Genomic DNA, 11,954 nt, shown 5'->3' on the forward strand with positions numbered 1-11,954 from the left:
ATGCTGTCGGAGAGGTAGACCGGGGCCGACTGCGGAACTCATCGCCGCAGGACGGCAATTCGTCATCGCCGTACGAAGAATTTCACCCGCGCCCGTCGAACGGCAGCCACCCGTGCCCCACGTACCAGTGACCGCCCGCCCGCAGGTGGTCCCCGACGGCCCGCTCCACGGCCGTGCGCCTCGGCAGGCTCTCGACCGACAGCTCCGGGTCGCCGAAGACGAACTGGACCGGCTCGCTGTCGGCCTGCTCCCGGTCCTCGTGGGCGATGCGGAAACGCTCCTGGAAGCGCACGATGTTGGAGTCCCCGGCCAGGTACTTCCTGAGCTGCGGGTCCAGCAGCCAGGAGTGACAGGTCGCCACCTCGTACCGCTCCTGCGGAAAGTGCACGGCGAAGAACTCCCGGGCCAGTGCCAGGGACCGGTCGACCGCGGCCGGTGACAGCGGCCCGAGGAAGTCGGGGATGTGCACGTTGAGACAGCTCGAATCGGGGCCCACGTCGAGCCCGGCCGCCGCGAGCCGCGTCCCCGCACGCTGCCCGAGCCGTGCCCGCTCGAACTGCAGCCGCCCCAGCTGGTACAGCTCGCCTCGGAAGTGGTGGACGAGCCACCACGGTGCCTGCACACCCGTCCGGCCATGACGCCTGCGGTGCACGGCCATGTTCCGCCCGAGGTCCGCGAGGGTGCGCCGGGAGACATCGGCGGGGATGCCGCGCTCCCGGTGGTAGGCACGTGTGGACGGCAGCGCCGCGACGAACACGTACACGGGGATGCAGCGCCGCAGGGGGCCCGAGGCCCAGTCGAGGTCGGGCAGGTCGACCGGGCCGCCGACCTCTCCGATCCCCCGGACGAGCTCGTCGACGGACCGCTCCAGGAACTGCCGCAGCTCCGGGTCGTCCGTCACCCGTCGGCCCATCCGTACGAGGTCGTTGATGTCCTCGTGGGGCACTCCGAGGTCGAGCAGGCTTTCGGCCAGTTCATCGGTGTCCGGCAGCACAAGGCCCCCTTCGTGGAGTACGAGGAGTACGTTTCAGGAAGGAGTGATGATCCCGATGCGTACGGGCAGTGAGCCCAGGACAGCGCGCAGTGCACTGCGGGCCCGCTTCTGGCTGTGCGTGTGGGGCGTGGTGTGGGCGATCTTCGGTACCGCCGCGTTCGCGCTCGCGGGACGCCCCGGCTGGGCGGCGGCCTTCGGGGCGCTGTGGCTGGTGATCACGATCGATATGGCCATGGTCCTCAGACACATCCGCCAGGGCCCGCACTACCAGCCGGGACGTGACATACCGCCGTACCGGCCGCCCGACAATCCCCACCCCTAGGCGCCGCTCACGCTTCGAACCGTGCCGCCCTGAGGTACTGCGGGTTCGGGTCGAGCGCGGCCGCCAGCCGGAAGTGGCGCTTGGCCTCGTCGGGCCGGCCCCGGCGTTCGTAGGTCCGGGCGAGCGCGAAGTGCGCGAACGCGTTGTCCGGCTCGCGCTCCAGGACGATGGTGAACTCCAGCTCGGCGGGCCGCAGTTGTGCGGCGGCGAAGAAGGCACGCGCGCGCAGCAGCCGGGCTGCGGTGTTCTCCGGGTGCGCGGCGATGACTCCGTCGAGCAGCTTCACCGCGCCCCGCGGATCCCGCGCGGCGAGCAGATGCTCGGCGGCGCGGAAGTCGATGACATGCGTCTCCGGAGTACGTCCGGGCGATCCGCTGGTCTCGGGCACGGCAAAGTCCTTCCCTCACTGGAAGGGTTCAACGCGCGATCGCGCCGCGGCTATTCCTGCGGCGAGGGGGGCGGAGGGCTCGCCTGAGCCCCGTGGGCTCTGCGCACGAGCTCGTCCCACACGTCCTTCACGCGTCGCTGAAGTTCTTCCAGTGGTACGTCGTTGTCGATGACGATGTCCGCGATCTCCAGGCGCTTGTCCCGCGTCGCCTGCGCGGCCATGCGCGCGCGTGCGTCCTCCTCGGTCATGCCGCGCAGCCGGACGAGCCGGTCGAGCTGGGTCGCGGGGCCGGCGTCGACGACGACCACGACGTCGTACAGCGGCGCCAGGCCGTTCTCCGTGAGGAGCGGGACGTCGTGGACGACGACGGCGTCCTCGGCGGCGGCCTCTTCGAGCTCGCGGGAGCGGGCGCCGACGAGGGGGTGCACGATCGAGTTCAGTACGGCGAGCCGGTCGGGGTCGGCGAAGACGATCGAGCCCAGCCTGGGCCGGTCCAGGCTGCCGTCCTCGGTGAGCACGTCCTCGCCGAAGGCGTCGACGACGGCGGCGAGGCCGGGGGTGCCGGGCGCGACGACCTCGCGCGCGATCCGGTCCGCGTCGATCAGCACGGCCCCGTGCTCCACGAGCAGCCGCGACACCTCGCTCTTACCGGCTCCGATGCCCCCGGTCAGGCCCACCTTCAGCATGACCCGAAGCTTAGGGCCTGCCTCTGACAAAGCGCCGGGCAGGCCGCTCTTCCCCCTCGACCGACGTCGGTCGCGGCCCTCAGTTGTCGCCTTCCCGCTCCGCCAGGAACCGCTCGAACTCCCGCCCGATCTCGTCCGCCGACGGGATGTCCACCGGCTCGGCGAGCATGTTGCCCCGGCTCTCCGCGCCCGCGACCGCGTCGTACTGGTGCTCCAGGCCCTCCACGAGGTTGGTGAGCTCCTCGTCGCCCTCGCGGATCTGCCGGTCGATCTCGTTCTGCGTGCGGTGGGCGTCCGTGCGCAGGGAGTGCGCAATGGCGGGCAGGACCAGCCCGGTCGCCGCGGTGACCGCCTCCAGGACGGTGAGCGCCGCGTCCGGGTACGGGGAGCGGGCGATGTAATGCGGGACGTGTGCGGCGACGCCCAGGACGTCGTGCCCGGCCTCCATCAGGCGGTACTCGACCAGGGACTCGGCGCTGCCCGGCACCTGTGCCTCGTCGAAGGGGCTGCGGTGGCCGGGGACGAGGTCGACGCGGTTGCCGTGCGGGGTGACGCCTACCGGGCGGGTGTGCGGGACGCCCATCGGGATGCCGTGGAAGTTCACCGAGAGGCGCACCCCGAGTCGCTCCACGATCTCCTTGACGGCCGCGGCGAAGCGCTCCCACTCCACGTCCGGCTCGGGCCCGGACAACAGCAGGAACGGCGCGCCAGTGGCGTCCTGGACGAGCCGCACCTCGAGGGTGGGGTCCTCGTACTCGGCCCAGCGGTCGCGCTTGAACGTCAGCAGCGGGCGACGGGCGCGGTAGTCCACCAGCCGGTCGTGGTCGAAGCGGGCCACGACCTGGTGGGGCAGCGAGTCCAGGAGCCCGTCGACGATCTGGTCGCCGGTCTCACCCGCGTCGATGTATCCGTCGAAGTGGTAGAGCATGACAAGGCCGGCCGACTCCTGGGCAAGCGCCATGTCGACAACGGCGAGGCCCTTCGGCTCCCATGCGTACAAACCCTGCGGATCAAGCACTGTGACCGCTCCTCCTCGTGTTCATACGCCACAACACCCGTACAGGCGTGGGCATTCCCGAGGGAGGAGCTCATTGATCTTGCCGGGCTGGGCAACGCCCTTCAGGGGCGCGGGGCTGAATCGATATGCGGCTCCGCCGCGTGGGCGCGACCAGCCCCCACCCGCCCGCAGCCGAAGGACAAGCCTTCCGGGCAGCACTGAGGGGCCGCACCTCGAAAGGTACGGCCCCTCAGTCAACGGCTAAGCCTCAGCGGCCAGCGTTCAGCTCTGGCCGCCCGCCAGCTTCTCGCGCAGCGCGGCAAGCGCCTCGTCCGAGGCAAGCGCGCCGGAGTTGTCCGGGCCCTCGGAGGAGTACGAACCGCCACCGGACGCGGCCGGAGCCGCACCCTGCGTGTCGCCACCCTCGGCGGCAGCCGCAGCGTCCGCCTCGCGGGACTTGATGACCTGGGCCTGGTGCTGCTCGAAGCGCTGCTGCGCCTCGGCGTACTGGCCCTCCCAAGCCTCGCGCTGGGTCTCGTAGCCCTCGAGCCAGTCGTTGGTCTCGGGGTCGAAGCCCTCGGGGTAGATGTAGTTGCCCTGGTCGTCGTAGGACGCGGCCATGCCGTACAGGGTCGGGTCGAACTCGACCGAGGCCGGGTCGGCACCGAAGGACTCGTTGGCCTGCTTCAGCGAGAGGCTGATGCGGCGGCGCTCGAGGTCGATGTCGATGACCTTGACGAAGATCTCGTCGTTGACCTGGACGACCTGCTCCGGGATCTCCACGTGGCGCTCGGCCAGCTCGGAGATGTGGACCAGACCCTCGATGCCCTCGTCCACGCGGACGAACGCACCGAACGGAACCAGCTTGGTGACCTTACCCGGGACGACCTGACCGATCTGGTGGGTCCGGGCGAACTGCTGCCACGGGTCCTCCTGCGTCGCCTTCAGCGACAGGGAGACACGCTCGCGGTCCATGTCGACGTCGAGGACCTCGACGGTGACTTCCTGGCCGACCTCGACAACCTCGGACGGGTGGTCGATGTGCTTCCAGGAGAGCTCGGAGACGTGGACCAGACCGTCGACGCCACCCAGGTCCACGAAGGCACCGAAGTTGACGATCGAGGAGACGACGCCGGAACGGACCTGACCCTTCTGGAGGGTCGTGAGGAACGTCTGGCGGACCTCGGACTGGGTCTGCTCCAGCCAGGCACGGCGGGACAGGACCACGTTGTTGCGGTTCTTGTCCAGCTCGATGATCTTGGCCTCGAGCTCCTTGCCCACGTAGGGCTGGAGGTCGCGAACGCGGCGCATCTCGACCAGGGAGGCCGGGAGGAAGCCACGGAGGCCGATGTCGAGGATGAGACCACCCTTGACGACCTCGATGACGGTACCGGTGACGATGCCGTCCTCTTCCTTGATCTTCTCGATGGTGCCCCAGGCGCGCTCGTACTGGGCGCGCTTCTTCGAGAGGATCAGGCGGCCTTCCTTGTCCTCCTTCTGGAGAACAAGGGCTTCGATCTCGTCACCGACGGCGACGACCTCGTTGGGGTCGACGTCGTGCTTGATCGAGAGCTCTCGGCTCGGGATGACACCTTCGGTCTTGTAACCGATGTCGAGCAGGACCTCGTCCCGGTCGACCTTCACGATGACGCCGTCGACGATGTCGCCGTCGTTGAAGTACTTGATCGTCTCGTCGATCGCGGCGAGGAATGCTTCCTCGTTACCGATGTCGTTGACCGCAACCTGCGGGGTGGTGGCGGTGGTCTCGGTGCTGCTCGTCATGTGGGAAAGGGCTCCGGTACGGACATTGAAGTCGTAGGTACTGCTACGCCGGGAGCCCGTATCGCTCTGAACAAGCCGGACAGCCAAGGAAGCGCCTCACCAGGGAAAGGTGATGGCGCCTCGAAAACCGAGGGGACATACATTCAGATGCGAGCGCAGCCTGCTACGTCTGAGGTGCGCAGGCCCACAGCGCAACTTGTAGCATACGGGGGCAGCCGGACAGGGTCAATGCGCGAAGCCGCCCACCCGGGGCGGATCGCCGCATACCCGGCACAAAACCTGTCTCCTGAGGCCACGCAGGCCTTGGAGCACCCCTCACGTGACACGACCGCGAGGGCCCGTGCCGTTCGGGTGACGGAAGAGTACGACGAGGGAGCCGATCATCCAAGAGTACGAACCGGAGGCCACGCGCCGTGAGTCCGGCGTAGCGGAGAGCTCGCACGCCAACCGTGGCTGGTGGGACCGGAACGCCGACGAGTACCAGACCGAGCACGGCACGTTCCTCGGCGACGACCGATTCGTCTGGGGCCCCGAGGGCCTGGACGAGGTGGAGGCCGAGCTGCTCGGTCCGCCGGAGGACCTCAAGGGCAAGGACGTCCTGGAGATCGGCGCCGGCGCGGCCCAGTGCTCGCGCTGGCTGACCGCGCAGGGGGCCCGCCCGGTCGCCCTGGACATCTCGCACCGCCAGCTCCAGCACGCGCTGCGCATCGGCGCCGCGTTCCCCCTGGTGTGCGCGGACGCGGGCGCCCTCCCCTTCGCCGACGCCTCGTTCGACCTGGTGTGCTCGGCGTACGGCGCGCTGCCGTTCGTCGCCGACCCGGTGCTGGTGCTGAAGGAGGTGCGCCGGGTGCTGCGGCCGGGAGGGCGTCTCGTCTTCTCGGTGACCCACCCCATCCGCTGGGCGTTCCCCGACGAGCCGGGCCCGGAGGGGCTGTCCGTCTCGGCTTCCTACTTCGACCGCACTCCTTATGTCGAGCAGGACGACGAGGGCCGCGCGGTCTACGTCGAGCACCACAGGACGATCGGCGACCGGGTCCGCGACGTCGTGGCCGCGGGCTTCCGGCTGGTGGACCTGGTGGAGCCGGAGTGGCCGGCCTGGAACACCTCCGAGTGGGGCGGCTGGTCGCCGCTGCGCGGGAACCTGATCCCGGGGACGGCGATCTTCGTGTGCGAGCGAAGCGAGATGGGGGCACCCCCGGCCGGAGGCTGGGGGAGAGACTGAGAGCGTGATCCGTTACGACGCCCTGGACGCGCTGCCGGTACGCGGCGCCCTGCCCGGTCTGAACGACGCCCTGGACACGCACGGCACCGCGGTGCTCGTCGCGCCGCCCGGCACCGGCAAGACCACACTGGTGCCGCTGGTGCTGGCCGGGCTGCTCGGCGAGGGACCGGCGCGGCGGGTCGTCGTGGCCGAGCCACGGCGGATCGCCGCCCGGGCCGCCGCACGGCGGATGGCGTGGCTGCTCGGCGAGAAGGTCGGCGAGAGCGTCGGTTACACCGTGCGCGGCGAACGGGTCGTCGGGCGCCACGCACGCGTGGAGGTCGTCACGACCGGTGTGCTGTTGCAGCGTTTGCAGCGCGACCAGGAGCTGGCGGGCGTGGACGTCGTCGTGCTCGACGAGTGCCACGAGCGGCATCTGGACGCGGACACGGTGGCGGCGTTCCTGTGGGACGTACGTCAGGCGCTGCGGCCGGAGCTGCGGCTGGTGGCCGCGTCCGCGACGACGGACGCGCAGGGGTGGGCGCGGCTGCTGGGCGATGCGCCGGTGGTGGAGGCGGAGGGCGTCTCGCACCCCGTGGAGGTGGTGTGGGCACCGCCGACGCGTCCCGTACGGCCCCCGCACGGCATGCGGGTCGACCCGGCGCTGCTGACGCACGTGGCGTCGACGGTCCGGCGGGCGCTGGCCGAGCGGGCGGGGGACGTGCTGTGTTTCCTGCCGGGTGTCGGCGAGATCGCGCGGGTGGCCGGACAGCTGGGGGATCTCGGGGACGTCGAGGTGCTGCAGGTGCACGGGCGGGCGTCGGCGGCCGTGCAGGACGCGGTGCTGACCGGCGGGGAGCGGCGGCGGGTGGTGCTGGCGACGTCCGTCGCGGAGTCGTCACTGACGGTTCCCGGGGTTCGTGCGGTCGTCGACTCCGGGCTGGCGAGGGAGCCGCGGGTCGATCACGCGCGCGGGCTGAGCGCGCTGACGACGGTACGGGCCTCGCAGGCGGCCGGCCGGCAGCGGGCGGGGCGGGCCGGGCGTGAGGCGCCGGGTGCGGTGTACCGGTGCTGGGCGGAGGCGGAGGACGTGCGGCTGCCGCGGTTCCCGTCGCCGGAGATCAAGGTGGCCGACCTGACGGCGTTCGCGTTGCAGGCGGCGTGCTGGGGCGATCCGGACGCGACCGGGCTGGCACTGCTGGATCCGCCGCCCAGTGGGGCGATGGCTGCGGCGAGGAACGTACTGACGGCCATCGGGGCGGTGGACCGCGACGGGCGGGCCACGGCTCGGGGCACCGCGCTGTCCCGGCTGGGGCTGCATCCCCGACTGGGCCGGGCGCTGCTGGACGCCTCCGGTGCGGGTGCCGAGGCGGTCGCGCTGCTCAGCGAGGAGGCCCCGAGGGAGTACGGGGACGACCTGGCTGCCGCCGTGCGGGCGGCTCGGCGTGGCGGTGACGCCTATGCGGGGCGCTGGCGGGCCGAGGTGCGGCGTTTGCGGGCGAACAGCGAGAACTCGGCTGGGCGGAGCGCGGACGACCGCACCGCGGGCCTCGTCGCCGCCCTCGCCTTCCCCGAGCGTGTCGCCAGAGCCGACGGCGGCTCCTACCTCATGGCCTCCGGCACCCGCGCCGAACTCGGTGCGGGCAGCCCGCTGCGCGGTGCCCCGTGGATCGCCGTGGCCGTCGCGGACCGTCCCGTCGGCAAGGGGCACGCGCGCGTGCAGCTCGCCGCCGTGGCGGACGAGGACATGGCCCGGTCCGCGGCGGCCTCGCTGTACTCCGAGAGCCAGGAGGTCCACTGGGCCGACGGGGACGTCGTCGCCCGGCGGGTCGAGCGGCTCGGGGCGATCGAGCTCGCGGTGCGGCCCTTGCGGGACGCCGACCCCGTACTCGTACGCGATGCGCTTCTGGAAGGGCTGCGTCAGGACGGGCTCGCCCTGTTGCGGTGGTCGCCCGACGCCGGCGTACTGCGGCAGCGGCTGGCCTTCCTTCACCTCCACCTCGGTGCGCCCTGGCCCGACGTCTCCGACGACGCGCTGCACGCGCGCGTGGACGAATGGCTGGAGCCCGAGCTGAGCCGGGCGCGGCGGCGGGCCGATCTGGCGCGGATCGAGGCCGGGCAGGCGCTCACCAGGCTGCTGCCTTGGGCTTCCGGGGAGGCCGGGCGGCTCGACGAGCTGGCGCCCGAGCGGATGGCCGTACCCAGTGGGTCCAGAATCCGGATCGACTACGGCAACCCCGAACAGCCCGTCCTCGCCGTGAAGTTGCAGGAGATGTTCGGACTGCACGAGTCGCCGTCGGTCGCCGGCGTGCCGCTCCTCGTCCACCTGCTCTCCCCCGCCGGCCGGCCCGCCGCCGTCACCGCCGACCTCGCCTCCTTCTGGAGGGACGGCTACAAGGGCGTACGGGCGGAGCTGCGCGGGCGCTATCCGAAGCATCCGTGGCCCGAGGACCCCGCCTCCGCCGAGCCGACCCGGCACACGAACGCCAGGCTCAGGCGCTGACCGGTTCCGGTTCGGTGTCCTTCGTCGGTTCCGGGTCGCCGGGGCGGCGGCTGCGTCCCTCCAGATAGAGGGACAGCGCCAGGAGCAGCAGGCCCAGGGCCAGGAAGCCCCATGGGAGATACGACGTCAGCAGCAGGACCAGCGTGCGGTTGGACTTGACCAGGTCCACCGTGGAGGCGATGTAGTCCTCGCGCATCTTCACGTGGCCGGCGAACGCCGTCACCTTGTCGCGGTCCCCGAGCAGGGTGCCGCCGCGCAGTTCCTCCTTGTGGATCTCCTCGCCGTAGACGGGAGCTCCGGTGAGCGGTTCGACCCAGAACTTGCGGACGGTGGTGTACCAGCGGGTCGTGCCGGTCTTGGCGACCGACTCCGGGGTGATGCCCTCGACCGGCATGGTCCTGGGGAACCTGACCTTGGTCCACGGGATGGTCTGTTCGAAGTAGTAGACCTCGACGCCGCGGAAGTTCTGGGTGCCCTTGTAGTGGATGGGGGCGGTGATGCGGGCCTGCGCGTCGAAGTACTCGTAGTCCCGTTTCTCCGTCAGGAAGGGCCACTTGAACTCGATGCCCTGCCGCTTGACCGGGTCGCCGTCGACCATCTCGCCGGTGGCGTGGACGGGTTCCTGGGTGTGGGCGTCGAAGATGTAGCGCTCGGGGATCTTGGAGACCATCTTGCCGTCGGGGCCGACGACGTAGGACAGGCCGTCCCAGACCACGACGTCCTTGCCGGCCGTCCTCTCGATCTTCTCCGAGGCTTCGACGTTGCCCTTGAGCGTCTGCACGATGGTGACCTTGGAGACCTTGCGGGCCTTCATCGTGCCGTAGTCGAGGAGGGTCGCGTCCTTCGCCTCCAGGACCATGTCCTGGTACTGGTTGGCCGGGATCTTGGCCAGGCGCGGGAAGGCGTACCAGCGCAGCAGCGGGGACAGCGCCGCGAAGAACACGGCGAGGGCGAGCAGGACCAGGCCGGCCTTGCGGCGCATCTCGGCCTCCCTCCCGGACGGGCGGTTACGGGTGTGTGGGCACCGTCGTCAGCAGCGGCTTGGGGGATGTCTCACCTGCCGGTGAGCCCATGGCGGTCATCGCGAGGACCAGGGCGAGCGCGGCGACGAGACCGGTCGCGGCGGCGATCAGGGCGCGCATACGGGCCTCCCGAATCCCGGACTGTGGCACTCCGGGACTGCGACATCTGATACAGCGTCAGTTTCGGCACCGTAGCAACGGGCGGGCGAGATGAGAACAGGTTGCGCGCATGAACAAAGGGCGCCCCGTCCGCCGTAGCGGAGGGGGCGCCCTTCGGTGGACTCTGCGGCGCCTACGCGCTCGGGCTCGGCGATGCCGATCCGGACGCCGATTCCGACGGCGTCGGGCTGGGCGACGTCTCGGCCGCCGCCACCTTCAGCTCGACGGTCAGGGTCGCGCCGCCCGTGGTGTTGATGCGGAGCAGGAACGTGCCGGTGGTGTCGTCGGCGTACAGCTTCGGCAGCTTGAGCAGGCCCTTCGCGTCCGTCGTCAGGCCGGTCAGGGTGCGTACGGCCTTGCCGTCGGCGTCCTTGAAGTAGGGGCCCTTGTCGTTCTCGGCCGGGTCGTCCGCCGACTTGATGAGCGTGGCGGTGGCCGCGACCTTGTCGGCCACGGCGTCCTTGTAGGTCGCCTTCACCTCGACCTGGTCGGCGAACTCGCCGCCGGGCGTGCAGGTCAGCGCGGTCTCGCTGGTGCGGGTCAGGGTGTCGGCGGCGCGCTCGGTGACGGTGGCCGCGTAGTCGAGGCCGGTGACCGTACGGCCGACGACGGTGGCGCGGACCACGAAGTCGCCGGTGTCCTCGCCCGCCTTGAGCGCGGGCGCGGTCGCCTTGCCGACGCCGTCGGTGAGGGCCGTCGCGTACTTCTCGCCGGTGCTGAAGGTGGCGTCGGTGGGGCCGATGATCGTGAAGCGGACCCGGACCTTGGCGACGGCCTTGCCGGCCTTGGTCTCGGCGCGGGTGCCGATCTTCTCGGTGAAGGTGTCGCCGGCCATCGCGGTGAGCTTGGCGGTGCCCGCGTCCTCCAGGTGGTGCACGGTGTCGGTGGGCGTGGGAGGCGTCGTGCTCGGCGGGGTGGTGCCCGGCGGCGTCGGCTTGGGGCTGGTCGAGCCGTTGCCCCCGCCCGGCTTGGGGGTGCTCGGCGCCGTCGGTGTCGCCGGTGTGCCGGGCGTCGTGGGCTGCGTCGGCGTGGGGCTCGCGCCCGCCGTGTCGTCGCTGCGGTCCGACGGGAGGGTGCCGGTGCCGTCCGGGATCTCGTGGGTGCCCTTGCGGTAGTACTCCAGCCACGTCATGACGAGGTTGAGGTAGTCCCGCGAGTTGTTGTAGCTGAGGATCGCGCGGTCGAGATCGCCCTGCGTGGACAGGTCCCAGTCGAAGCGGCACAGGTAGTGGCCGGCGGCGAGCGCGGCGTCGTAGATGTTGTTGGGGTCCTTCTTGCCGTCGCCGTTGCCGTCGCGGCCGGCCCACTCCCAGGTGGAGGGGATGAACTGCATGGGGCCGACGGCACGGTCGTACGAGCTGTCCCCGTCGTAGGCGCCGTTGTCGGTGTCGCCGATGTTCGCGAAGCCGTTGCCGTTGAGCTGCGGGCCGAGGATCGGGGAGATCGTGGTGCCCTCGGCGTCGACGCGGCCGCCGCGGGCCTGGCCCGACTCGACCTTGCCGATCGCGGCGAGGAGTTCCCAGGGGAGGTTGCAGCCGGGCTTGGCCTGCTGGAGCGCGGTCTGGGCCTTCTTGTACGCGTCGAGGACGGTCGCGGGGATGCCCGCCTCGGTGACGCCCGGGTCGACGGGGGTGTCCGCGGACGGCGAGGGGTTGGGGCTGTTGAGCGGCGGCAGGTCCGTGTAGTACGGCGAGTTGCCGGTCGCGCTGTCCTCGGCAGGTGTGTCCGGGGAGGGCTGGGTGCCGGTGGTGACCCTTCTGCCGGCGTCGTCGGTCGTCACCCCTGGAGCCTGGGACGCGGCCAGTGCCGCGACCACGACCGCGGCCACCGTGGTGTTCACCGCCCCCTTGCGGAGCCTGCCGAATTGCGCCGCCATGTAATGGACCCCTCCCGTGGACGC

The 11,954-nt window shown here is 71.0% G+C and carries 11 protein-coding genes; 3 read left to right on the plus strand and 8 right to left on the minus strand.

Annotation, left to right across the window (positions count from 1 at the left end; translation table 11 throughout):
- Positions 1–82: 82 nt before the first annotated feature.
- Positions 83–994 (minus strand): acyltransferase domain-containing protein, encoded by a 912-nt coding sequence (locus ACZ7M7_RS01335; protein ID WP_472111666.1) that lies wholly within the window; start codon positions 992–994, stop codon positions 83–85.
- A 46-nt stretch (positions 995–1,040) separates the two neighbouring features.
- On the opposite strand from ACZ7M7_RS01335, the gene ACZ7M7_RS01340 reads away from it, so the two are divergent.
- The gene (locus tag ACZ7M7_RS01340; RefSeq protein WP_383596885.1) at positions 1,041–1,316 is read left to right on the plus strand and encodes a DUF6343 family protein; all 276 of its coding nucleotides are present in this window, start codon (positions 1,041–1,043) and stop codon (positions 1,314–1,316) included.
- A gap of 7 nt (positions 1,317–1,323) precedes the next feature.
- On the opposite strand, the gene ACZ7M7_RS01345 is transcribed toward ACZ7M7_RS01340, so the two are convergent.
- The 4 genes from ACZ7M7_RS01345 to rpsA form a co-directional block, all read right to left on the minus strand.
- The gene (locus ACZ7M7_RS01345; RefSeq protein ID WP_383596882.1) at positions 1,324–1,704 is read right to left on the minus strand and encodes a tetratricopeptide repeat protein; all 381 of its coding nucleotides are present in this window, start codon (positions 1,702–1,704) and stop codon (positions 1,324–1,326) included.
- Positions 1,705–1,754: 50 nt separating this feature from the next.
- The gene (coaE, locus tag ACZ7M7_RS01350) at positions 1,755–2,390 is read right to left on the minus strand and encodes a dephospho-CoA kinase (RefSeq protein ID WP_472111668.1); all 636 of its coding nucleotides are present in this window, start codon (positions 2,388–2,390) and stop codon (positions 1,755–1,757) included.
- Between the two features lie 79 nt (positions 2,391–2,469).
- A complete protein-coding gene (locus ACZ7M7_RS01355) occupies positions 2,470–3,408 on the minus strand; it encodes a PAC2 family protein (RefSeq protein WP_472111670.1) in 939 nt (312 codons plus the stop codon).
- A 261-nt stretch (positions 3,409–3,669) separates the two neighbouring features.
- Positions 3,670–5,169 carry a 30S ribosomal protein S1 gene (gene rpsA / locus ACZ7M7_RS01360; RefSeq protein WP_383596875.1) on the minus strand — a complete coding sequence of 500 codons (1,500 nt, stop codon included), beginning with the start codon at positions 5,167–5,169 and terminating at the stop codon, positions 3,670–3,672.
- A gap of 379 nt (positions 5,170–5,548) precedes the next feature.
- Here rpsA and ACZ7M7_RS01365 point away from each other — a divergent pair, with 379 nt between their 5' ends.
- Together ACZ7M7_RS01365 and hrpB are read left to right on the plus strand one after the other, a co-directional pair.
- Entirely contained in the window at positions 5,549–6,391 is an 843-nt protein-coding gene (locus tag ACZ7M7_RS01365; protein WP_383597671.1) for a class I SAM-dependent methyltransferase, read from the plus strand.
- Positions 6,392–6,395: 4 nt separating this feature from the next.
- The gene (gene hrpB, locus ACZ7M7_RS01370) at positions 6,396–8,873 is read left to right on the plus strand and encodes an ATP-dependent helicase HrpB (RefSeq protein WP_472111672.1); all 2,478 of its coding nucleotides are present in this window, start codon (positions 6,396–6,398) and stop codon (positions 8,871–8,873) included.
- Here hrpB and pgfA read toward each other — a convergent pair.
- The 3 genes from pgfA to ACZ7M7_RS01385 all read right to left on the minus strand — a co-directional run bounded on the left by pgfA (position 8,863) and on the right by ACZ7M7_RS01385 (position 11,930).
- Positions 8,863–9,855, minus strand: a complete 993-nt coding sequence (gene pgfA / locus ACZ7M7_RS01375) for a cell envelope lipid trafficking protein PgfA (protein WP_472111674.1) — start codon at positions 9,853–9,855, stop codon at positions 8,863–8,865. The two genes, hrpB and pgfA, sit on opposite strands and share 11 nt — an antisense overlap.
- Before the next feature lie 25 nt (positions 9,856–9,880).
- Entirely contained in the window at positions 9,881–10,015 is a 135-nt protein-coding gene (locus tag ACZ7M7_RS01380) for an SPW_0924 family protein (protein WP_328428444.1), read from the minus strand.
- A 172-nt stretch (positions 10,016–10,187) separates the two neighbouring features.
- Complete coding sequence (locus ACZ7M7_RS01385; protein WP_472111676.1) at positions 10,188–11,930, minus strand: lytic transglycosylase domain-containing protein; 1,743 nt, start codon at positions 11,928–11,930, stop codon at positions 10,188–10,190.
- Between the last annotated feature and the right edge of the window lie 24 nt (positions 11,931–11,954).

The sequence above is a fragment of the Streptomyces sp. NPDC111606 genome (assembly GCF_055656945.1).

Excerpts from the sequence above, each read along its gene's own strand:
- ACZ7M7_RS01340 (WP_383596885.1), top strand. The coding sequence starts at position 1,041 with ATGATCCCGATGCGTACGGGCAGTGAGCCCAGGACAGCGCGCAGTGCA.
- rpsA (WP_383596875.1), bottom strand. The coding sequence starts at position 5,169 with ATGACGAGCAGCACCGAGACCACCGCCACCACCCCGCAGGTTGCGGTC.
- coaE (WP_472111668.1), bottom strand. The coding sequence starts at position 2,390 with ATGCTGAAGGTGGGCCTGACCGGGGGCATCGGAGCCGGTAAGAGCGAG.
- pgfA (WP_472111674.1), bottom strand. The coding sequence starts at position 9,855 with ATGCGCCGCAAGGCCGGCCTGGTCCTGCTCGCCCTCGCCGTGTTCTTC.
- ACZ7M7_RS01385 (WP_472111676.1), bottom strand. The coding sequence starts at position 11,930 with ATGGCGGCGCAATTCGGCAGGCTCCGCAAGGGGGCGGTGAACACCACG.
- ACZ7M7_RS01380 (WP_328428444.1), bottom strand. The coding sequence starts at position 10,015 with ATGCGCGCCCTGATCGCCGCCGCGACCGGTCTCGTCGCCGCGCTCGCC.